At 74.4% G+C, this 20686-nt stretch carries 18 protein-coding genes; all 18 read right to left on the reverse strand.

The features are described 5' to 3' along the window. Positions 1–3: 3 nt before the first annotated feature. A complete protein-coding gene (locus ACFWW8_RS09745; RefSeq protein ID WP_386525993.1) occupies positions 4–735 on the reverse strand; it encodes a class I SAM-dependent DNA methyltransferase in 732 nt (243 codons plus the stop codon). 113 nt (positions 736–848) lie between these two features. Then, positions 849–2096, reverse strand: a complete 1248-nt coding sequence (locus ACFWW8_RS09750; RefSeq protein WP_386525996.1) for an ATP-grasp domain-containing protein — start codon at positions 2094–2096, stop codon at positions 849–851. A gap of 146 nt (positions 2097–2242) precedes the next feature. Continuing rightward, on the reverse strand, positions 2243–2977 hold the full coding sequence (locus ACFWW8_RS09755) for a 4'-phosphopantetheinyl transferase family protein (protein WP_386525999.1): 735 nt from the start codon (positions 2975–2977) through the stop codon (positions 2243–2245). A 98-nt stretch (positions 2978–3075) separates the two neighbouring features. Next, positions 3076–4350 (reverse strand): MFS transporter, encoded by a 1275-nt coding sequence (locus tag ACFWW8_RS09760; RefSeq protein WP_386526000.1) that lies wholly within the window; start codon positions 4348–4350, stop codon positions 3076–3078. Between the two features lie 21 nt (positions 4351–4371). Continuing rightward, positions 4372–4647 carry a hypothetical protein gene (locus ACFWW8_RS09765; protein ID WP_386526003.1) on the reverse strand — a complete coding sequence of 92 codons (276 nt, stop codon included), beginning with the start codon at positions 4645–4647 and terminating at the stop codon, positions 4372–4374. After that, positions 4634–5368: an SDR family NAD(P)-dependent oxidoreductase gene (locus ACFWW8_RS09770; RefSeq protein ID WP_386526005.1), complete on the reverse strand. Its 735-nt coding sequence runs from the start codon at positions 5366–5368 to the stop codon at positions 4634–4636. Before ACFWW8_RS09770 ends, ACFWW8_RS09765 begins: the two co-directional genes overlap by 14 nt. Continuing rightward, positions 5368–5991, reverse strand: a complete 624-nt coding sequence (locus tag ACFWW8_RS09775) for a class I SAM-dependent methyltransferase (RefSeq protein WP_386526007.1) — start codon at positions 5989–5991, stop codon at positions 5368–5370. The genes ACFWW8_RS09770 and ACFWW8_RS09775 overlap by 1 nt, the downstream gene beginning before the upstream one ends. Continuing rightward, entirely contained in the window at positions 5988–7124 is a 1137-nt protein-coding gene (locus ACFWW8_RS09780; RefSeq protein ID WP_386526009.1) for an HAD-IIIC family phosphatase, read from the reverse strand. The genes ACFWW8_RS09775 and ACFWW8_RS09780 overlap by 4 nt, the downstream gene beginning before the upstream one ends. Then, positions 7111–8295, reverse strand: coding sequence for an acyl-CoA dehydrogenase family protein (locus ACFWW8_RS09785; RefSeq protein ID WP_386526011.1), 1185 nt, complete (start codon positions 8293–8295; stop codon positions 7111–7113). Before ACFWW8_RS09785 ends, ACFWW8_RS09780 begins: the two co-directional genes overlap by 14 nt. Continuing rightward, the gene (locus ACFWW8_RS09790; RefSeq protein WP_386526012.1) at positions 8292–8525 is read right to left on the reverse strand and encodes an acyl carrier protein; all 234 of its coding nucleotides are present in this window, start codon (positions 8523–8525) and stop codon (positions 8292–8294) included. Before ACFWW8_RS09790 ends, ACFWW8_RS09785 begins: the two co-directional genes overlap by 4 nt. A gap of 51 nt (positions 8526–8576) precedes the next feature. Beyond that, positions 8577–9419, reverse strand: coding sequence for a 3-hydroxyacyl-CoA dehydrogenase family protein (locus ACFWW8_RS09795; RefSeq protein ID WP_386526015.1), 843 nt, complete (start codon positions 9417–9419; stop codon positions 8577–8579). Next, a complete protein-coding gene (locus ACFWW8_RS09800) occupies positions 9416–12493 on the reverse strand; it encodes a type I polyketide synthase (protein WP_386526018.1) in 3078 nt (1025 codons plus the stop codon). The genes ACFWW8_RS09795 and ACFWW8_RS09800 overlap by 4 nt, the downstream gene beginning before the upstream one ends. Then, complete coding sequence (locus ACFWW8_RS09805; protein ID WP_386526020.1) at positions 12490–15024, reverse strand: amino acid adenylation domain-containing protein; 2535 nt, start codon at positions 15022–15024, stop codon at positions 12490–12492. The genes ACFWW8_RS09800 and ACFWW8_RS09805 overlap by 4 nt, the downstream gene beginning before the upstream one ends. Then, positions 15024–16535, reverse strand: a complete 1512-nt coding sequence (locus ACFWW8_RS09810; RefSeq protein WP_386526022.1) for an NAD(P)-binding protein — start codon at positions 16533–16535, stop codon at positions 15024–15026. Before ACFWW8_RS09810 ends, ACFWW8_RS09805 begins: the two co-directional genes overlap by 1 nt. Beyond that, complete coding sequence (locus tag ACFWW8_RS09815; protein WP_386526024.1) at positions 16528–17577, reverse strand: phosphotransferase; 1050 nt, start codon at positions 17575–17577, stop codon at positions 16528–16530. Before ACFWW8_RS09815 ends, ACFWW8_RS09810 begins: the two co-directional genes overlap by 8 nt. After that, on the reverse strand, positions 17574–18836 hold the full coding sequence (locus ACFWW8_RS09820) for a hypothetical protein (RefSeq protein WP_386526027.1): 1263 nt from the start codon (positions 18834–18836) through the stop codon (positions 17574–17576). Before ACFWW8_RS09820 ends, ACFWW8_RS09815 begins: the two co-directional genes overlap by 4 nt. Then, a complete protein-coding gene (locus ACFWW8_RS09825; RefSeq protein ID WP_386526030.1) occupies positions 18833–19777 on the reverse strand; it encodes a transketolase family protein in 945 nt (314 codons plus the stop codon). Before ACFWW8_RS09825 ends, ACFWW8_RS09820 begins: the two co-directional genes overlap by 4 nt. Beyond that, positions 19774–20589: a transketolase gene (locus ACFWW8_RS09830; protein ID WP_386526032.1), complete on the reverse strand. Its 816-nt coding sequence runs from the start codon at positions 20587–20589 to the stop codon at positions 19774–19776. Before ACFWW8_RS09830 ends, ACFWW8_RS09825 begins: the two co-directional genes overlap by 4 nt. Between the last annotated feature and the right edge of the window lie 97 nt (positions 20590–20686).

Genomic DNA, 20686 nt, shown 5'->3' on the forward strand with positions numbered 1-20686 from the left:
GCGTCAGCTCGCCTTGCGGTAGACGCCGATGTGGTTCTCCGAGTAGGTGTCGTAGGGGACGTTGCCCCAGTCGCCCCAGCGTTCGCTGAGCTCCAGTCCGGCGAGCCGGGCCATGAGGTCGAGCTCCGAGGGCCACGTGTAGCGCAGGAAGGCCGGGTAGAGCTTGATGCCGTCCTCCCGGATCTCGACGTGGTTCTCCTTGATGTGCTGGGTGGCCCGGTCGAAGGTGTCGGCCTCGATGCGCACGTGGTCGAGCCCGACGTCGTACACGTGGGCGCGGCCGTTGAAGCGGAAGCGGGTCGGGTCGGGGACGAACGTCTCCACGACGAACAGTCCGCCGGGCTCCAGGTGGGCCGCCACCGACTCGAAGCACTGGATCTGCTCTTCCTGCGTCTGCAGCGCGTACAGCGAGTTGAGCAGCAGGAAGATGAGGGAGTAGCGGCGCTCCGAGGTGAAGTCGGCGATGTTGCCGATGGACACCTCGATGGACTCGCCGCCGGGCTTGGTGCGCATCACGTCGACGATCTCCGGGGACGCGTCGAGCCCGTCGAGCGGTACGCCGCGCCGCGCGAGGGGGAGGGCGACCCGGCCGGTCCCGATGGCGAGTTCGAGTGCTCGGCCGCCGCCCGTGCGCTTGGCGAGGAACTCGACGGCACCCTCGGGCTCCGGCCAGTCGATGTGGTCGTACACGTTCTTCCAGCGGGGGCCGTACGTTTCGGGCTTCCACTCGGTCATGGTTCGGGCCTCTCTCGTGGCTGTCGTGGGCCGGCGCGGCCGGTGCCGGGCCGGCGGGGCGTGGCAGGTCGGTGGGTGGGCGGGGCGTGGCGGGGCCGGGGGGTGTCGGGCGGTCAGGAGCCGAGGACGCGCAGCTCGTGGTGGGCGAGGAGCAGGCGGTCCTCGACCTCGTCGGCGTGCGGGCCGGTGGCCATGACGTAGCCGACCCGTCCGTAGAGGTCCTCCGGCGGGGGCGTCACGGTCTCCCCGCGCGGGCGCAGCTCGGCGATCTCGTGGATCCACGGGCGGCCGCGCAGGGTGGCGGCGTCGGCCAGGCCGTCGAAGCGCTGGCGGGACCGGGGGTAGAGGAAACGGATGCCTGCCGCGCGGTCCCCGCTGGACGCGGTCCGCGGCGGGCGGCCCAGGGCGGCGGAGACGAGCAGCGAACCGAGCCGTACGCCGCGGGCCAGTTCGACGATGCGGGAGGCGATGTCGCCGCCCGGGCGGGCGTTCAGCTCGATGATGCGCGGGCCGGCCGGGGTCATCTTCACTTCGACGTGGGCCACCGTGCGGTCGATGCCGGCGGCGAGGACGCTGCGGCAGGCGAGGTCGAAGCCCTCCGTCATCTCGGCCCGTCCCAGGGTGCCGTTTCCGGTGATGAAGCCCGCCTCGACCGGGTAGGGGTCGTACGCCCATATCTTGCGCGCCCAGGAGACCGGGGTGGCCGTGCCGTCGTGCACGAGGCAGTCCACGTCGAATTCGAAGCCCTCCAGGAATTCCTCGACGAGGATTCCCTCGCTTTCCAGGCCCATCTTGTCCGCGTGCACGGCCGCGTCGAAGGCGGCGTCGAATTGGGATTCCTCGTCCACCCGGCGGACGCCGGCGCTGCCGGACAGGCCGCGCGGTTTGACCATCAGCGGGTAGCCGATCTCGCGGGCGGCCCGCCGTGCCGCGTCGAGGTCGTGGACGAGGAGGGAGCGGGTCGGCGAGATCCCGGTGTCGCCGAGCAGGGTGCGCTGGCGGTGCTTGTCGCGCGCCAGCTCGGCCGCCGCCACCGGCACGCCCGGCAGTCCGAGGCTTCGGGCCAGGCGGGCCGCGGTGACCACCATGGTCTCCTCGTACGTCACCACGGCCGCGACCCGGCGCCGGTCCACCAGGACCTTTGCGGCCCGCAGCGCGTTCTCGTCGGCGGCGCCGGGTTCGGAGGCGTCGAAGACCCCGGCCGCCTGCACGAGGCGCCGCTGCCAGGTCACCGGTTCGGGGTTGAGCAGCAGCAGGTCGGCGTCCGCGGCCATCTGGGCCAGCAGGCGTTCGTGGCCGGCGCGGTAGCCCGACCCCACGACGAGCAGCGTTTCGCGGCTGCCCGCACTGTCGTGTGTCACGTGCGTTCCTCTCGGTCCGATCGCGTCCGGGGACGTTCGGACGGGGTGGGGGTGAGGGAGAGTCAAGTATCCCTATGACTGCTTGTCAAGCTCAGTCACTAATTCTGTCACTATTACCGTTCGGGATGGTGCGGCCTTCTGTGCGTTCACGAAAGTGGGCGCAGGGTGCGGACGGTCGGGGCCGGTGGCGGCCCGGAGGACCCGCCGTCCGGTACGGCGACGGCGACGGCCGCCCGGTGGCCGGGCGGCAGGTCCAGGTCGGCGAAGGCCCACCCCCGGGGGGTCGGCGCCGGCCCCCGCCCGTCCGCGGCCAGGTCGGCGGCCAGCCCCACGCACGGGCCGGACAGCCCGCCGGGCAGTCCCGTACCGATGCCCTTCAGGTACGCCTCCTTGCGCACCCAGCAGCTCAGGAAGCCCTCCTCCCGCTGTGCGGGCGGCAGTTCGGCGAGCGCCGCGCGTTCGGCCGGGTGCAGACGGCGGATCATGCCGTCGAGCGGGCTGTCCGGGTGGCGGAAGGCCCGGGACTCGACGTCGACGCCGACGGGAACGGCGGCGAGCGCAACGACGGCCAGGCCGCCCGAGCGCGACAGGGAGAACTCGACGGCCGGCGCCCCGCCCGCCAGCGCGGGCCGTCCGTGCGGCCGCGAGCAGTGCGGCAGCCCGCAGGTCTCGCGGGTCAGCCGCACCGCGCGGGGCGCGATGCCGAGACACCCGCCGAGGACGGTCCGCAGCGCGATGTGCGAGGCGACGTACCGGCGCCGAGCGCGGTCGTCGTGGAAGGCCGCCGCCCGTGCGCTCTCCCGCCGGTCGAGCACGCGGTCCGCGCGCCCGTCGGGGACGGTATCCAGGGGGACGATCCAGACGGCGGCCCCGCCCTGCACGGGCAGGTCGCCGGGTACGGGCCGTCCCAGCGGCGGCGACGGCGCGCACCGGAGTGATGCGGGGGATGCGGGGGATGCGGGGGATGCGATGGACTCTTCTACGGGATCGTCTCCTTGCTCGGAGGGGCGGCCGCGAGGCGGTCGACGCTGCGGCCGCGGAACGAGAGCAGGGCGTACAGCGCGAGGCCGTAGCCGCCGAGTTGCAGGGCGAGGTAGCTCCACACCCCGCCCCCGTCCACCACGGGCAGCAGCACCAGCGGCGCGACGAAGGCGCCGAGTCCGTGGGCGAGGGAGGTGGCCGCGGCGTAGCTCTCCAGCCGCTCCGGCGGGGCGGTCAGGGTGACGAGCGGCTGGACGCTCGGCGCGATCAGGCATTCGCCGACGGCGAAGACCAGGCCGAACAGGGCGCCGAACAGGAGGCGCACGCCGGCCCCGGGCACCAGCACGGCGGCCGTCAGGGCGCCCATGGCGACCACCCAGACCAGGACGGCCGCCGTCAGCGCGGCGACGTACCCGATCCGTTCGACGACCCGCAGGGCGAGGCCCTGGAAGGCGATGACGCCGACGGTGTTGCAGGCGATGACCACGCTGATGGCGGACACGGACAGGTCCGCGTTCCGCAGGATCGCGGGAACCACGGCGTCCACCTGGGCGAGGCCGAAGACGACCAGGGCCGTCTGCAGGAGGAGGAGCCGGAGGAACACCGTGTCGCGCAGCGCCGTGCCCCGGCCTCCTCCGTCGTCGCGGACCGCCGCGGAACCGGCCCCGTCCGCACCCGGCTCGGCGGGCCGTCGCTCCACCCGCCGCAGACGGACGAGGACGGCCCCGTGCAGCAGGTAGCTGACCGCGTTGGCGACCAGGCACAGGGTGTACCCGGTTGAGCCGAGGCGTTCCACGGCCTGGCCGCCGAGCAGCGCGCCGACGGCCACGGTCAGGGCCGAGACGCGGTGCTGCCCCGAGAGGACGCGGCTGAGTTCGGACGTGCCGAAGACCTTGGTGAGCAGCGGCGTCTGGACCGCGTAGTAGGCGCCGGTGCCCGCCCCGGAGAGGCAGGCGGCGGGCACCGTGGAGGCCATCGAGTCCGCCGCCGCCAGCCAGGCCGCGCCGGCGCCCTGGAGGACGGTGGCTCCGATCGCGGACAGGCCGGGACCGTAGATCCTGCCGACCTTGCCCGCGAACGGGTTCACGGCGAGACCGGCCAGCGCGAACAGCGCGAAGTACAGCGAGACGCCCGAGGTGGGCAGAGCGAGCGTCTCCCGGAGGTAGGCCACCATGAGCGGCAGCACGAGGCCGGTGCCGAACGTGGTGGCGCCCCAACCGGCGAGGAACCCCCGGTAGAGGGGCAGCGGCTTCCTGCGGGCCGCCTTCCTCACCGCTCCGCCCCCGTACGGCGTTCACGCTCCGGCATCGGACGCTCCCACCAGGGCCCCGGCGCGGACCGGGGCGGTCGCGTCGAGGGCCTCGTACGGGTCGGAGGCGATGCGGACCGGTGCGGCGTCGGGGACGACCGCTCCCCTCAGGCCGATGCCGCCGGCGCCGTACACGAGCCGGTGGCCGCGGGCGGCGATGAGGCCGCCCGGTGCGGGGGCCGTTTCCGCGTGGCGCGGCGTGTGTTCCGGGGACGCGCCGCGGAAGGCGCCGATGGACAGGCGGTGTTCAGAGGTATCCATAGCTGAGCCAGCCTCCGTCGACGACCAGGGTCTGGCCGTTGATGTAGTCGGCCTCCGGGGAGGCCAGGAACAGGACGGGGCCGACGATGTCCTGCGGCCTGCCGCGCCTGCCCGCGGGGATGCGCCCGACGATCGCGTCCTCGGTGAGCGCGGCCGGGTGCGGGGTCTCGATGCGGATCATGCCGGGGGCCACGGCGTTGACGTTGACGCCGCGTGCGGCCCATTCGACGCCCAGGCTGCGGGTCAGCTGGAGGACGCCGCCCTTGCTCGCCGCGTACAGCGCCCGTTCGGGGAACGCGGTGTACGACAGCAGCGAGCAGAAGTTGACGATCTTTCCGTGGCCCTGCTCCAGCAGCTGCCTGCCGAAGACCTTGCAGGTGAGGAAGGTGCCGATGACGTTCGTGTCCAGCAGTGCGCGGGCGTCGTCCACGGAGAACTCCGTGGTGGGGCCCAGGTCGAAGAGCCCGGCGGCGTTGACGAGCACGTCCACGCCGCCGAACGTCTCGGTCACCCGCTCGGCGCACCGCTGCACCTGCCGCTCGTCGCCGACGTCGGCCGGCAGCGCGAGGCTCTGGGCTCCCAGGGCCTCGATCTCCGCGGCCACCGACTCCACTTGGGCGGCGGTGCGCGACATCAGCGCGACCTGGGCGCCGCGCTCGGCGAAACCGAGTGCGACGGCGCGTCCGATGCCTCGGCCGCCCCCGGTGACGACGACGCGCATCAGCGGGCCCGGAATTCGCCGAACCAGTGCAGCTGGTCGGGCTTGGCGCGCGTGGGGACGTTGCGGTAGACGTACAGGCCCACGCAGGTGAAGCGGTCGGATCGGAAGGTGTCGAGGATCTCCTCGCTGGTGATGCGGCGCGGTCCGGTGCCCTCGACCATGTGGTCGGAGAAGGAGTTGAGGAGGAAGAGCCCGCCCGGCTTCAGCAGGCGGTGCACCTCGTCGGCGTACCGGCCGCGTGCCTCGTCGCGCATGTTGTGAAAGACGAACGAGTCGGTGACGACATCGGCCGAGCGGTCCGGAAGCGGTACGTCGAGCACGTCGCCCTGGACGAAGTTCGCCGTGGCTCCGGCGAGTTCGGCCCACTTGCGGGCGCGGGCGACCGCGTCGGGCGACAGGTCGACACCCGTCACGTCGAGTCCCTGCACCGACAGGAACACGGCGTCGACGCCCGGGCCGCTGCCCAGGTCGATGAGGCGCTGGCCGGGCTTGAGGGTGCCGTCGATGACGCGCTTGACGAGTTCGGGACCCGGGGAGGCGTTGAACCAGGACAGCTTGGCGAGCGGCTCCTCGGAGTACACGGAGGAGAAGGTGTCGGTCCAGCTCTGGGTGAAGGCCTTCATGCGGTCAGCTCCTTGGTCGTGCCGCGCGGGGCGGCGGGGTCGTCGTCGACGACGAGGCGCACGTAGCCGGGCACGGCCGGGCGGCGTCCGTCGGGGAGGGAGAGGACGACGAGGTCGTCCGTGCGGGACTCGACGGTGAATCCCGCGAACCGGTAGGTGACGAGCATCTGCCGGTTGCGTTCGGTGGGCCGGAAGAGGGCGACGGTGCCGGCACCGTGCGCGGCGGCCAGCCGGGCGACGGCGGCGATCAGGGTGGAGCCGACGTTGCGGCCCATCACCCGGCACGACATCAGCAGCAGGCGGATCGTCCACGGGGGCGTGGAGTCGGCCCGCGGGTCCGCCGCTGCCGCGTCCGGCCGGCCGGTACCGATGACGGCGAGGCCGATCGTGCCGTACGTGCCGAAGCGGTCGTCGAGTTCGGCGACGAGCACGCGGTGGTCCGGGTGCCGGGTCAGCGCCGCGAGTTCGGCCTGGTCGAAGGTGATGCCGGTGGTGTTGAGCTGGTGGGTGCGCTGGGTCAGTTCGGCGGCGCGGGCGAGGTCCGCGGGCGTCGCCTCGCGCACGCGCAGGGTCATGTCGAGCGAACGCAGGAACTCCTCCCCCGGCCCGTCGAACGCCACCTCGTGGCTGCGGCGCCGGCTCTCGGCCAGGTACATCGACCGGCGGCGCCGCGCGTCGTCGGTGACCTGGGCGGGCAGCACACCGCCGGCGGCCACCAGGGCGTGCAGCTCCTGCCTGGTCATGCACCGCACCTCGGGCAGCTCGCTGGCCACTTCGGCCCGCTCGAACTCCGAGTCGTCCACGAACAGCACGCTGTCGGGCGAGATGTTCAGCTCCCGGGTGACGGCGCGCAGCGAGGCGGACTTGGCCGACCAGCCGACCTGCGGGTAGAGGAAGTACGCGTCGAGGCCGAAGTCGCGCAGCCGTTCCGCGACCGCGCCGGGTTCGTTGCGGCTGGCGACGGACTGGAGGATGCCGTGCTCGTCGAGGATCCGGACCAGCCTCCGGTTGGCTTCGGGGACGCTGAGGTCGTCGCCTTCGAGGAGCGTGCCGTCCCACAGGGTGTCGTCCAGGTCCCAGACCACGCACTTGACCCGCGGGGCCGCCGTGGTGTGCGGCTCAGTGTTCCGCATGGGTGTCGTCCTCTCCGTGGTGCGCCGCCGTCCGGGCCGGGGCGCGGTCCGTGGTGGCGCCCCGGCCGCGCAGGAGGTCGGCGGCGACGATGTCCTGGAGCACCTCGGTCGGCCCCTCGATGACCTCGTGGACGCGCGCGGCGGCGTGCAGCCGGGCCAGCGGGTGGTCCTCGGCCTGTCCGGCCGCGCCGAGGAGCCGGGAGGCGGTGGCGGTGGTGGTGCTCGCCGCACGGCTGGCCAGCAGCTTGGCGCGGGCGACGGTCACGGCGGCGGACGGTGCCCGGTCCTCGACCTCGTACGCGGTCTGCCGTACGTAGCGGGCGGCGGCGTCGGTGGCGACGGCGGCGTCGGCGAGCAGCCCCCGGACGAGTTGCCGGTCGCCCAGGGTGGCACCGCCCTGGGCGCGGGTGGCGGCGTGGTCCGCGGCGAGGCGGAGGGCGGCCTCCGCGACGCCCACGGCGCCGGCGGCGACGTACAGCCTGCCCAGGGTCAGGCAGGACGTCACCACGAAGGGGATGCCGAAGCCGGGGCGGCCGACGGCGCGGGCGGCCGGTGCCGTCGCGCCGTCGAACGTGACGCGGGCGAGCCGTGCGGCGCGCAGTCCCGCGGTGACGGGTTCCGCGCCGACGTGTACGCCCGCACCGGCGTCCACCAGCGCGCAGCTTCCGCGCCCCGCCGTACCGCCGAAGACGAGGTACGTGTCGGCGATCTGACCGAACGACAGCCAGCGCTTGGTGCCGGTGACCCGCAGGGTGTCGCCGTCGCTTTCGATGGTGGTGCTCAGGGCCCCGATGTCCGCGCCGGCCTGTTGCTCGGTGAGCGCGAACGCGGCGAGGATCCGGCCGGTCGCCAGGTCGGGCAGCAGCGTGTCGCGCAGCGCGGGGGCGGCCCAGCGGCGTACCGCGTGGCAGACCATGGCGTGGACGACGAGCAGGCTGTGCAGGCTGGGTGAGGCGGCCGCCACCAGGCGGTGCACGTCGGTGACGGCGGCGAGCGGCGTCCCGCTGCCGTGGTGGGCGGTGTCCACGGTCAGGCCGAGCAGTCCGAGGCCGGCCAGTTCGTCGATGTCCTCGCGCGGCACGGCCCCCGCGCGTTCCCAGGCCGTGGCCCGGGCGGCGAAGGCGTCGTCGCGCAGTGCCTCCAGGAGTGCCCCGGGCGCGGAGCCGGTCACGGGGCCGCCAGCCTGCGGTTGACGAGCCCGGCGAGACCCCGGATGGAGTCGAAGTTGACGAGTTCGAGGTCCTCGTCGCCGATCTCGATGGAGAAGGTGCGCTCGACGAAGTCGACCATCTGGACGGCGGCCACGGAGTCGAGGACGCCGTCGGAGATGAGCGGCCTGTCGTCCGCGATGCCGGGACGTCCGCTGAGGCGGGCGATGAACTCGCGCACGGTGGAGCTCACTTCCTCAGGAGTGTGGGACCGGGGGGAGGTGGTCTGCGGGGAAGCCATGGTTCAGTTCCCGTCGTAGGAGTAGAAGCCGCGGCCGCTCTTGGTGCCGAGCAGGCCCTGGTCGACCATCCGGCGCAGCGCCGGATGGGTGGCGAACTCGTCGGTTCCGTAGTGGTCGTGCAGCACTTCCAGGGTGCGGACGACGGTGTCGATGCCGATGAGGTCGGCGGTGCGCAGCGGCCCCGAGGTGTGGCCGAGGCAGCCCTTGAAGAGGTCGTCGACCTGGCTCGGGGTGGCGACGCCGTCCGCGACGACGGCTGCGGCGAGGTTCACGACCGGCATGAGGACGCGGTTGATGACGAAGCCGGGTGCGTCCCGGACGACGACGGCCTCCTTGCCCAGGCGCCGCAGCATCAGGTCGACGTCCCGCATGGCCGCGTCGGAGCTGTCCCCGCCGCGGACGACTTCGACCATGCCGATCCGGTCGACCGGGTTCATGAAGTGGACACCGACGACGCGGCCCGGGTCGGTGAGCTGTTCGGCGAGCCGGCCGATGGGAACGGCGGAGGTGTTGGCGGCGATGGTCGTGCCGGGGGCGAGGACCTTCTCCAGCTCCGGGTAGAGGGCTCGTTTCGCCTCCTCCGACTCGGTGGTGTTCTCCACGACGAGCTCCACGTCCCCTAGGGCAGCGAGGTCGGTGGAGGGGCGGATGTCCAGTGCGGGGGCGCCCGCGCCGCCGAGGAGGGTGGCGAGCCGTTGGTGGCGGCGGACGGCGGCGCGGGCGGTGTCGAGTGCGGCGGCGTCGGAGTCGACGAGCGTCACCGCGTACCCGGCCGCCGCGGCGGCGTGGGCGACGCTGGCTCCGATGACTCCGGCTCCGAGCACTCCGATGGTGGGTGGGGTCATGGCGTCGGGCTTTCGTTCTCGATGGGCTCCGGTCGCTGTTGCTCCGGGGTGGCCAGCCAGTCCTCCACCTCGCGCGTCATGCCGCCGAGCGTCGCGGAGGCGAAGACGACCGAGGAGGGCACGGCTCTGCCGGTGAGTTCCTTGAGGCCCGAGATGAGGTGGACTCCCATCAGCGAGTCCCCGCCGAGGTGGAAGAAGTGGTCCTCGGGGTGGACCTGGCGCAGGCCGAGAAGCAGGCGGAAGCATTCGGCGAGGAATCCGGCCACGGTCGAGGGCGTTCCCGGGTCCGCCGCCGGCTCCGGCCGGTGCTCCGGTACGCCGTCTCCCCCGTCGGCGGCCGTGTCCGCGCCTCCCGCCGGAGCGGACGGGGGGTGCGCGAAGGGGTCGGCGGGCGGCGCCGTGTCCGGCAGGTACCTGCGCCGCACCAGGTTCCTGGGCGGCAGTGCCGTCCGGTGCCCGGGGGCCGCGTGCAGGCGCTCCCAGTCCGCCTCGACGCCGTGGGTCCACAGCTCCCCGAGGGCCTCCAGCAGGATCTGCCGGTCGGGGACGTGCTCGTAGGACTGCCGTACGGTCCGTACGCACACGGCGTCCGGGTCGCTCTGGCCGATCCACGGGCGGGTGGTGCCCGGGCCGACCTCGATCAGGACGCGGTGGCGGGCCAGGACCAGCCCGGCGGCCGTGCGGAACCGGACCCGGCCGACCATGTGGTCGCGCCAGTAGGCGGGCCGGGGCACCTCTCCGTCGAGCCAGCGGCCGAGGACGCTGGAGGCGATCGGGATGCGCGCCGGGCTCAGCGGTACGTCGCGCAGGTCCTCGCCGAGCAGCTCGGCGGCCCGCGTGAGCTGCGGGGTGTGGAAGGGATGCGCGGTGTCGACCGGCAGGACGGTGAAGCCGTCGCCGCGCAGCCGGTCGGCGAGTGCCGCGACCGCGGCCGGTCGCCCCGAGAAGACGCAGTGCCCGGGTCCGTTGTCGGCGGCGAGCCAGGTGTCGTCGACGGCGTACCGCTCGACGTCGGCGGCGGAGGCGAGCACGCCGAGCATGGCTCCCTCGCCGGCGGTCACGACGAGGTCGGCCCGGCGGGCCACGGCCGCCATGGCGTCGTCGAGGCCGATGACGCCGGCCAGCACGGCGGCCACCCACTCCCCCAGGCTGTGCCCGAGGAGGGCCGCGGGCCGGATGCCGAGGTCGATGAGCGTGCGGGCCATGGCGTGTTCGAGGCAGAACAGGGACAGGTGGACCTGACGCAGCTCGCGCCGGGGCGGTCGGCCGGCGCCGTCGCGGCGCAGCAGGGCGCGCAGGTCGACGCGGCTGCCGTCGCCGGTGGGGCGCGCCGGTGGCGCGGTGAAGGACCGGCCGACGGCCCCGTCCGTGAGCTCGTCGGCGATCGTGACGGCGGTCCGCAGGTGCGCCGCGAAGACGGGGTCGGTGCGGGCCAGGTCGGCGCCCATGCCGGGGTAGTGGCTGCCGATGCCCGGCAGGACGAAGACCACCTCGGGCGGCTGCGCCGGTGCCCGCCCGCGCTGCACGCGCAGCCGGTCGGCCGCGAAGGCCGCCCCGGCTCCGCCCTCGGGGGTGAGGACGGCGTAACCGCGGTGCGGATGGCGGTGGCGTGCGGTCTGCGTGGTCCAGGCGGTGTCGGCCGTGCGGGAGGGGGTGCGGTCGAGGTGATCGCGCACGGCGGCGAGGTCGGCGTCCAGTGCGTCGGGGTGGTGGCTGGAGAGCAGCACCAGCTCCGTACCCCCCGGACCCTCCCCGGCGGAGTGCGGGCGGGTCGGGGCCTCTTCGAGGACGACGTGGCAGTTGGTCCCGCCGAGGCCGAAGGCGCTGACTCCGGCGCGCCGGGGGCGGTCCGCGGCGGCCGGCCAGTCGAGGGCCGCGCCCAGCGGCCGCAACGGCCCGTCCGTACGGGCGAGATCGGTGGGCAGCCGCTCGAAGTGCGGGGTGGCGACGAGCCGCCCGTGCCGGAGCGACAGCACGGCCTTGACGAGTCCGGCGAGACCCGCGGCCTCCCGCAGGTGGCCGAGGCCGGCCTTGGCGGCGCCGACGTGGACGGGGCGGCGCGCGCCGGCGAAGACCTCGCCGAGCGCGGTCCACTCGGCGGCGTCACCGATGCGGGTCCCGCTGCCGTGCGCCTCCACGTAGTCGATGTCCGCGGGTTCGAGTCCCGCGACGCCCAGCGCGGCCCGGATGACCTCGGCCTGCGCGGCCGGGTCGACGCCCGCGAAGCCGGATTTGCCGGAGCCGTCGTTGTTCATGGCCGTGCCCCGGACGACGGCCCAGACGTCGTCGCCGTCGCGCAGCGCGTCGGCGAGGCGCTTGAGCACCACGGCGCCGGCGCCGTCTCCGGGGACGGAGCCGCCCGCCGCGCGGTCGAAGGGCCGGCACACGCCGTCCGGCGCGCCGATGCCGCCGAGCGGTGCCTCGTAGCCGCCCGGCGCCGGGACCCGTACGGCGGCGACGCCGGCCACGGCCAGGTCGCTGCCGTGGCCGAGCAGGTCCTGCACGGCGAGGTGGACGGCGGTGAGCGCGGTGGAGCACGCGGACTGGACGGTCACGGCGGCGCCGTGCAGGCCGAGCCGGTAGGCGACGCGGGTGGCGGCGTAGTCGCCCCGGTTGGTGACCTCCAGGGCCTGGGCGTCGACGCCGGGGCGCCCGGCGAGCGCGGCGGCCACCCAGCGCTCGTAGTCGTTGTGGCCGACGCCCGCGTAGACGCTGACGGCCGGGGTGCGGACACGGTCGACGTTGGCGGCGTCCAGCGCTTCGTCGGCGGCCTCCAGCAGCAGCCGGTGCTGCGGGTCCAGGAGCAGGGCCTCGGAGGGCGCGATGCCGAAGCGCGCCGGATCGAAGTGGGCGGGCTGCGGGATCGAGCCGTACGCCGGGACGAACGAGCCGGTGGTGCGCGCACGCCGGGTGATGCTGTCCTCGCCCGAGGCGAGGATCTCCCAGTAGCGGTCGAGGCTGTCGCAGCCGGGCAGGCGCACGGCCATGCCGACGACGGCGACGGCGTACTCGTCGTCCGGGGCCACGGCGGGGGCCGGGGCCGGGTCCGGGCGGCCGGGCAGGGGCGTGTTCATCTCGGTTCGCCTCCTTCGGACGGGCGGGTGCGGGTGCGGGCGGTCGGTGCGGCGCTCCCCCGCTGCGGCGGGCGCCGCCGTTCGGCGGGACGGCGGGCCGACGGGGTCCCCGTACCAACGCCGGTGCCGGTGCCGGTGCCCGTACCGGTGCCGTGGTGCTCGGACGCCTCGCCGAGGAGACGGGCGTGGCCGCGCGGGGTGCGGGCGGCGAACACGTCGGCAAGGGCGATGGCGCGTCCGCGGGCGGACTCCAGTGAGCCGCGCAGCAGCATCAGGCGCAGGGAGTCGCCGCCCAGGTCGAAGAAGTCGTCGTCGATGCCGACGGTGTCCAGGCCGAGGACGCGCGCCACCAGTGCGACGGCCCGCTCCTGGTCCGGGGTGGCGGGCGGGGCGTACGGCACGTCGAGGGCGGGGCGGGTGCGCGGTGGGACGCGAAGCGCCTTGCGGTCGACCTTGCCGCTGCCGAGGAGGGGCAGGGCGGGGACCGAGGCCAGGTGCGCGGGCACCATGAAGTCCGGCAGCCGCTCGGCGAGGTGCTCCCGCAGCCGCTCTGGCGGCACCTCGTCGCCCTCGGGTACGACGTAGGCGACGAGGACGGCGCCCTGGTCGGGGTCCGGGATCCCCACCACGGCCGCGTTGGCGACTCCCGGGTGCGCGCGCAGCGCGGTCTCCACCTCGACGGGCTCCACCCGCTGTCCGCGCACCTTGACCTGGTCGTCGGCGCGTCCGACGTACTCGACCTGGCCGTCGGGCAGGTGGCGGGCCAGGTCCCCGGTACGGAAGAGGACCTCGGGCCCGGCGGGGTCCAGCCGGTTGGGCCGGAACCGCTCGGCGGTCAGGTCGGGGCGGCCGAGGTAGCCGTCGGCCAGTCCGGGGCCCCCGGTGTGGATCTCCCCGACGGCGCCGGGCGGTACGAGCCGGCCCGCCGCGTCGCAGAGGTAGATCCGCATGTCGAGCGGGACGCCGACGACCGTGCCGGCCGCCCCTTCCGGGCGCGGGGCGGGGAGCGGTCCGGTGCGGTGGCACACGTAGTCGGCTTCGCTGAGGGTGTACGTGTTGTGCACCTCGAAGCCGAGGCCGCGCAGTTCGTCCTCGAGGTCCTGTCCGAGTGCCTCACCGCCCACGAAGACGTGGCGCAGCGCGGGCGCCGTCCGGAACGCGGGCTGGGTGAGCAGCAGCCGCAGCATCGAGGGGACGAAACTGACGGTGGTGATGCGCTCGTCGCGGATGAGTTCCGCGAGGTAGCGGTCGTCGCGGTCCCTGCCGGGCGCGGCCAGCACCGCGGTGCCGCCGGTCGCCAGCGGCCACGCGAACTCGCGGAAGCTGACAGGCGACTTGAGCAGGTGCCGGTCGTCCGGGCCCATGGCGTACATCCCCTGCTCCAGCCGGATGCGGGAGGTGTGCATGCGGTGCGGGCGGACGACGCCCTTGGGGGCGCCCGTGCTGCCGGAGGTGAACAGGACGTACGCCGTGGTGTCGGGACGGGCAAGGTCGTCGGGTGCGCCGGCCCGGTCGCCGGGTGAGCCTGCCGGATCGCCGGGTGAGCCTGCGGAATCGCCGGCCGGCGGCTGACGGAGGAGCGCGGACGCGTCGAGGGCGCGGCCGGCGACGGCGCGGTGCCCGGACGCGGTGGTGAGCGTCGCGACGGGTGCGGTGAGGCGGAGGATCTCCTCGGCGCGCAGGTCCGGCAGGTGCGGGTCGAGGTGGACGAATCCGGCGCCGGCCTTCCAGATGCCGAGGACGGCGGTGAAGAGGGTGAGGTCGCGGTCGCCGGTCAGTACGACGAGGGCGCCGGGCTCGCCCACGTGCGGGCGCAGCCGTTGGGCGAACCGGTCCGACGCGGCGTCGAGTTCGCCGTAGGTGAGCTCGGCGGCACCGTCCCGCAGGGCGATCGCGTCGGGTGTGCGGGCGGCCTGCTCGCGGATCATGCGGTGCAGGGTGGTGTCCGAGTGGGGGGTGTGCGGCGCGTTCCAGGTGTGCAGCAGCAGCTCCCACTCGTCCGGCCGGAGCAGGTCGACGGTGCCCGCGGGCGTCAGGGGCCGCTCCGCCGCGTGGTGGGCGAGCAGCGCCAGGTGCGCCGTCACGCGGCCCGCGGTGGCGGCGTCCAGGACGGTGCTGTCGTACGTGAGGCACAGGTCGGGGCCCTCGGCGGCGGCGGTCCACACGGGTCGCCCGAGGGATGCCGGAAGGCCGGCCGGGCGGGGGGCCGGGCGGGCCCGCAGGACGGCCACGTACGGTTCGCCGTCGGCCGGCGGTCGGGCGGCGGCGGGACGCGCCGCCGCCGTGAGTTCCGCCAGGGTGGCTGCCTCCTGGTCCTCGGCGCGGACGTAGCGCACCGGGGTGTCACCGGCGGTGCCGAGGACCTCCCAGCCGGTTCCGTACCGGTGGAGCAGCAGGTGGCTGAGGGCGGCGAGCGCCCGATACCCGTCGGGGCCGCCGAGCAGGGTGGCGGCGGACGCGGACAGCGGGCCCGTGCACTGCTCGAAGTGCGGCTTCCCGGTCTCGGGCAGGCGGTGCGGGAAGAGGAGCATCAGTGTCCCCCGCCTGTGGCCGGGGCCGGGCCCGTGCCGGCGCTCGCGCTGACGGCGACCCTGCGGTGCAGTACGGAGCGTGCGGCGGCCATGCCGGTGGCCGCGCCGTAGGTGATGCCGATGATCTTCGAGGAGCTGTCGCCGACGAAGTACAGCCCGGGCACGGACGACTCCAGGTCGTCGGAGAGGTCCAGGTCGGGAAAGAGTCGTTCGACGACGGGCGCCGCGACCGTGGCGGTGCCCGGGACCAGGCCCGGATGCAGGGTGTTGAGCCGGTCGACCATGGTGAGGACGTCGCGGACGGTGGACGCGGGCAGGCAGTCGCGCAGGTCGCCGTGGTGGTAGTTGATGAGGCTGGTGGTGAGCGGTCCCTCCGGTGCGGGCCGTCCGGACAGCTGGTCGACGGTGCTGACGACGGGCCGGCCGCCGCCGTACGCCGAGACGCGCCTCGCGAAGGCGGCGGCGTGGTCGGTGCCGTCGGTCCCGTCGGGCAGGTCGACGGTGGTGAGGACGCCGAGGTTGGACTTGGTCGTGGGCTGGTTCAGGCAGTGCTGCCCGTCGAGCGCGACCGCGTCGAGGAAGCCGTACTGCATGACCCGGCCGCCCTCGCACACGCAGAACGTCCGGACCGAGTGGCCCTCTTCGTTGAGGAACGACAGCTTGGGGTTGTGACAGCCGTCCAGGAGGGGCGCCAGGTCCTCCCGGCCGGCCTCCAGCCGCACGCCCAGGTCGACGCGGCCACTGGGCCGGTGGCGCACGCCGATGCGCCCGGCGAGGTCGCGGACCCAGGGCAGGCCCAGCTTGCCGACGCCGACGATGACGTCGTCGGCCCGGAACCCTGCCGGGCCGTCCGGCGTGTCGGCGCGTACGCGGAACCCGCCGCCGGTCAGCGGCTCGACGTCGGTGGCCCGGTGGTGGAGCAGGACGCTGCCGCCACCGCGCTCCAGTTCGGCCTTGAGACGGGCGATGACGACGAGGGAGTCGTCCACCGTGACGCTCTGCGAGTACGCCGTGTCGACGTGCTGGAAGACGGTGCCGTCGCCGAGCAGGGAACCGCTCGTCTCGCGGGGCGGGCCGGCCGGCGGGAGCCCCAGCTCGTAGAGGATGCGGTACGCCTCGGAGATGAGGTCCTGGGCCCGGTCGAAGGAGCCGAGGGCGCGCTCCAGGCCGCTGTAGGAGCGGACCGTCCCGTCGGGGGCCGACTCGATCTTGGAGCGGGTCAGCGAGGAGATGTACCCGAGGTTGGTGTCGAAGTGGAAGGCCGCGCCGCCGAGTCCGGTCAGGCAGGTGCAGCGCGGGCACTGGAGGCGGAACTTCTCCGCGTCGCGGACCGTCCGGCCGTTCATCCGCGCCACCAGTCGGGGGCACAGGCTTTCGATCATGTCGCCGCCCGCTTCGAGGAGGACGACGCGACGGCCGGCCCTGACCAGGGTCAGCGCGGCGAAGAGTCCGGCGGGCCCGCCGCCGATGACGACGGTGCCGGTCCGGGTGGTGCGGTCCTGATCAGACATGGATGCTCCCGTGGGCCGCGGGCCGCCGCTCGAGGTACCGCTCGACGAAGGTCCGGTAGAAGAGCCCGCTGGTGTCGCGGCCCTCGGCCTCGATGCGTTCGATGAGCCACTGGCAGGTGAAGGGCAGGAGGTCGAGGACGCGGCCGGGGTGCTGTCCGGTGAGCGTCCCGTAGTGGTCCAGGCCCCGCTCCAGCACGGACCGGAACCAGTGGTCCGGGCTGAAGACCCGGTCGTACAGCCAGTCGAAGCCGTGTTCCGGGTAGTCGGGGAAGACCGGGAGGGCGGTGGTGACGAGCAGGTTCACGACGTCCATGGCGGCGATGCCGGTGGCGCGGTAGTCCTCGAAGTCCAGCACCCGGGCCGACCCGTCGCGTGCGTCGTAGCGCACGTTCCAGGGGCCCAGGTCGCCGTGGGTGGGCGCCAGCAGGGCCGTGCGCAGCGCCTCGTCGGCGTACGGAACGCCGAACTCGGGGTCACGGACGTACGCGGCGGCCGTTTCGAGGGCGCGCTCCGGGGTGCCGGACGTCCGCTCCCCCGACAGGTGCAGTTGGACGACCCGCTCGACGGCCGGCCGGAGCACCTGCCACAGCGCGTCGGGTCCGGTGGCGCCGGCGGCGGCGGTGGGCAGGTCGATGCCGGGCAGGTGGGTCATCGTGAACCCGCCGCACAGCGCGTCCAGCGGTACCGGACTGCCGAGCGGGGCGGGTACGGGGAAGCCGCGCAGGATCTCCAGCTCGCGGGCGAGCTTCGGATCGGTGGTGGACAGCGGGATCTTGGCGACGGCGACGGGTACGCCGTCGACGTCGAGCTGCACGAAGGTGCGGCGGCGGACCTTGCGGGCGCCGGCCGGAGTCCAGGTGGAGGACCGGACGCGGTCGGGGCCGGGTGCGGGTGCGCCGGTCCGCTCCAGGTGGGCGGCGAGCATCAGCCGGGCCACTTCGGCGGTGTCGACGGTCCGTTCGGTGAGGTCGGCGTGGTCCGCCGGGGCGGGGGCGTCGGCGGCGGGGGCGACGGTGCCGTGCGGGACGGGGGTGCGGTTCACGACGTGCTCCCGGTGGTGACGAGGGACACGTCGACGCGGTCCAGGAGATCGGCCAGCGCGGGTCCGCCGAGCAGGTCGCCGAGTTCGTCGACGGCGGCGTGCCGTTCCTCGGCCGTCAGCTCCTGGTAGGCGGTCAGGCGCGCGTCCAGGTGGTCGGCGAGGTGGCGGTAGCCGGACTCGTCCGCGAGCAGTGCGCGGGTGAGCCGGTCGAGGGCCTTGGTGCCCTCCAGGTCGTCCTCGGGGACGGTGAACCGGTCGCCGAGGTCGGTGAGGCTGGCCGCGGTGTCGCCGGCGACGGTGCCGCGCAGGGCGCGCAGGTTGGCGATGTGTCCGTAGTGCTGCTCGGGGAGCAGCAGCGGCAGCCGGCGCAGGATGACCGACTCGTGCAGGGAGGTGAGGCTCGGCGGTACGGCGTAGAGCGGTGCGTGGGCGAGGTGGCGGAGGAACTCGGTCTGGGGCAGGAAGGCGTACTCGACCTCGACCTCGCCGTGGGTCTCGGTGACGGGCTGCCGGAACGCCCCGCCGCAGACCAGGATGCGGCCCAGTTCGGGCCGGGCCACGGCGAGTTCGGCGACCCAGCGGCGCAGGACGTCGAGGTAGGCGTTGTGGGACTCGTAGTCGAGGAAGAAGTTCTGGAAGCCGCCGAGGTTGACGAGGAGGCCGACCGGCCGTTCCGGCGGCGGCTCGGCGAGGGCGCCCTCCAGGGCGTTCCGGTCGACGATGGGACCGCACAGCTCGACGTGGTCGGCGCCCACCGCGGCCATGGCCGCGATCCGCGCGGGCACGCCGGGAAAGTTCTGCGCGTAGGACCGGCGGGCGAGGAGGTGGGCCAGCAGGATGCGCTCGTGCGGGGCGAGCGTGTCGAAGACGTAGCGCGCCGTGTCGTCGTCGGCCCACCGGACGAGGTGGGCGCGCGCCGCCAGTTCCTCGAAGGTGCGGTCGGTCAGCCAGAAGCCGAGGAGGCTGTCGAAGAAGAGCACGGGGACCTCGGCGCGTACCGCCCGGAAGACGAGTTCGGCGTCCATGACGCTGACCACGAGGTCGGCGTCGGCGAGTCCCCGCGCGAGGTCCTCGCTCCGGCGGGTGTCGCCTTCGGTGATGCGGTGGAAGCGGTGGCTGTGCCGCCGCGCGAAGTCGAGTGCGACGTCCTGACCGATGAAGTCGACGCTGCTGTCGGCGAGCAGGGGGGTGATGGCGACCAGTTTGGAGACGGGCCCGAATCCGCAGGCCTGGGCGCTGGAGAGGATCCTCATCGTCACGCTTTCCTCGTGTTCCTGGTGAACTGACCGAGCACGGCGGACCGGATGCCGCGGCTGTCCACGCCGTAGAAGTGGAGAAGTTCTTCGTGGGAGGCGACCGGTGGGTAGCGGTGGTCGGTCTCCAGGCGCACCAACGGGGGGCCGTTTTGGCCGAGGGTCAGTGCGGTGCGGTCCCCCAGGCCGCCGGGGCCCAGGGACTCGGCGGCGGTGACGACGAGCGCCCGGTGGCGGGCCAGTGCCCGTACGGCGTCCCGGGGGAAAGGGCGGAGGGTGGTCACGGAGGCGACGGCGGCGTCCACTCCGTCGCCGGCGAGGGCGTCGGCCGCGGCGAGCGCCTCGGCCACGCAGCGGCCGGTGGCCAGCAGCAGGACGTCCGCCCCGTCGCGCAGCAGCCGGGGGGTCCGCGGGTCGCCGTCGGAGGCCGTCGCGGGCAGTTCCGGGTCGGGGCGCGCGGAGAGCCGTACGTACGCGGGGCCGTCGGCCGGCAGCAGGGTCCGCAGTACGGACACGGCGTCGGCGGCGTCGGCGGGGCAGTGGACGCTCATGTGGGGCAGCGCCGTCATGAGGGTGATGTCGTCGGTGGCGTGGTGGGTGGGCCCGAGGGGGCCGTATCCGAGCCCTCCGCCGACGCCGAGGAAGACTACGGGCAGCGCGGGCACGCACACGTCGAGGCGCAGTTGTTCGTAGGCCCGGCGGACGAGGAAGGGTGCCATGGCGGCGGCGACGGGGCGCAAGCCGCTGCGGGCGAGTCCGGCGGCGACCCCGACGAGGTTGGCCTCGGCGATGCCGACGTCGACGTACCGGCGGGGGTGGCGGGCCATGACCCCCTGGAACAGGGCCTGTCCGTCGGCGCCCAGGGTGATCAGGGCGGGGTCCGCGTCGACGGCCTCGGTCAGGGCGGCGGCCAGCGCGGCGCGCATGGTGGGCGGTGCGGTGATCACGACGGTGTTCCTCCCGCGGCGGCGAGGGCGGGGGCGGCGGGTCCACCGAGTGCGGCGAGGGCCGTCCGGTACTGGGCGGGATCCAGCCGGCCCATGTGCCAGGCGGGGTCGCCCTCGGCGAAGGGCACGCCCTTGCCCTTGACCGTGTGCGCGAGCAGTACGGCGGGGCCGTCACCGGACCGGAGTCCGGCGAGGGCGCCGGTGACGGCGGCGGTGTCGTGCCCGTCGGCCTCGGCGACGCGCCAGCCGAACGCCCGCCACTTGTCGGCGAGGGGTTCGAGGGCGCTGATGTCCTCGGTGTCGCCCTCCTGTTGGAGCCGGTTGCGGTCCACGACGGCGACGAGGTTGCCGAGGCGGTGGTGGGCGGCGAACTGCGCGGCCTCCCAGTTGCTCCCCTCGTCGAGCTCGCCGTCGCCGGTGACGACGACGACCCGCTGGTCCCGGCCCGCCAGCCGTGCGCCGAGGGCCATGCCGCAGCCGAGGGACAGCCCGTGGCCGAGGGCGCCGGTCGCGGCCTCGATGCCGGGCACGGCGTCGGACGGGTGGCCGGGCAGGGTGGCCAGGTCGGCCGTGATGACGCCGAGTTCGGCGAGGACCGCGTACAGGCCGTAGGCGCCGTGGCCCTTGCTGAGGATCAGCAGGTCCCGGTCGGGCCAGTCGGGCCGGTCCGGGCGGTAGCGCAGGCCCCGGGTGTAGAGGACGGCCAGCAGGTCGGTCATGGACAGCGCGGCGCCGAGGTGAACCGCCTTGCGTGCGGCCAGTTCGACGACTCGCCGCCGGGCACGCCGGGCCAGTTCGTCGGGGTGGAGCACGACGTCCTCCGGTCTGCCGCAGCGGGGCGGCGGGCTCGTGGTCGGGGTGGGTACCGGCCGACGGGGTGCACCGAGTGGGAACGCTCCGCCGTCAGGT

It is taken from the genome of Streptomyces sp. NPDC058701 (assembly GCF_042715295.1).
Taxonomy (GTDB): domain Bacteria; phylum Actinomycetota; class Actinomycetes; order Streptomycetales; family Streptomycetaceae; genus Streptomyces.

Bases quoted from the DNA above. Each gene is read 5' to 3' on its own strand.
- ACFWW8_RS09780 (WP_386526009.1), bottom strand. From the start codon at position 7,124: ATGCGGAACACTGAGCCGCACACCACGGCGGCCCCGCGGGTCAAGTGC.
- ACFWW8_RS09765 (WP_386526003.1), bottom strand. From the start codon at position 4,647: ATGGATACCTCTGAACACCGCCTGTCCATCGGCGCCTTCCGCGGCGCG.
- ACFWW8_RS09795 (WP_386526015.1), bottom strand. From the start codon at position 9,419: ATGACCCCACCCACCATCGGAGTGCTCGGAGCCGGAGTCATCGGAGCC.
- ACFWW8_RS09745 (WP_386525993.1), bottom strand. From the start codon at position 735: ATGACCGAGTGGAAGCCCGAAACGTACGGCCCCCGCTGGAAGAACGTG.
- ACFWW8_RS09810 (WP_386526022.1), bottom strand. From the start codon at position 16,535: ATGTCTGATCAGGACCGCACCACCCGGACCGGCACCGTCGTCATCGGC.
- ACFWW8_RS09770 (WP_386526005.1), bottom strand. From the start codon at position 5,368: ATGCGCGTCGTCGTCACCGGGGGCGGCCGAGGCATCGGACGCGCCGTC.
- ACFWW8_RS09805 (WP_386526020.1), bottom strand. From the start codon at position 15,024: ATGCTCCTCTTCCCGCACCGCCTGCCCGAGACCGGGAAGCCGCACTTC.
- ACFWW8_RS09800 (WP_386526018.1), bottom strand. From the start codon at position 12,493: ATGAACACGCCCCTGCCCGGCCGCCCGGACCCGGCCCCGGCCCCCGCC.
- ACFWW8_RS09775 (WP_386526007.1), bottom strand. From the start codon at position 5,991: ATGAAGGCCTTCACCCAGAGCTGGACCGACACCTTCTCCTCCGTGTAC.